The sequence below is a fragment of the Candidatus Dedyshia acidiphila genome, assembly GCF_051025295.1.
In the GTDB taxonomy this organism is placed as follows: domain Bacteria; phylum Acidobacteriota; class Terriglobia; order Terriglobales; family Acidobacteriaceae; genus KBS-83.
In genome coordinates this window covers 1-248 of the sequence record NZ_JBMGJV010000194.1, presented here as the reverse complement: position 1 = coordinate 248, position 248 = coordinate 1, and the positions used below count along the sequence as shown (strand labels likewise).

General features: G+C 64.9%; 1 protein-coding gene. It reads left to right on the top strand.

The genetic code is table 11. The features are described from left to right. The coding region (locus AC5IJH_RS18575) for a hypothetical protein (protein WP_491904297.1) at positions 1 to 248 on the top strand (248 nt) is incomplete at both ends.

Below are 248 nucleotides of genomic sequence, written 5' to 3'. Positions count from 1 at the left end.
GCATCGCCAGAACCTGCCGCTCGCTATTGGCGCAACGATCCTGGCCGGCGCTGGGTGCCTCCGGCTGTTCGCGGCTCACGATTCCATCAGCTATCGGGTCCAGCGCTCGCTGGACCGGCGCTTTTTTCGCGAGGCTTACGACGCGGAGCTGGTGCTAAGCGAACTCTCCGAGCAGGCACGCCGCTTTACCGAAGCCGGACCACTGGTCGATCTCGTCAGCCGGCGCATCGCCGAAGTGCTGCACATTG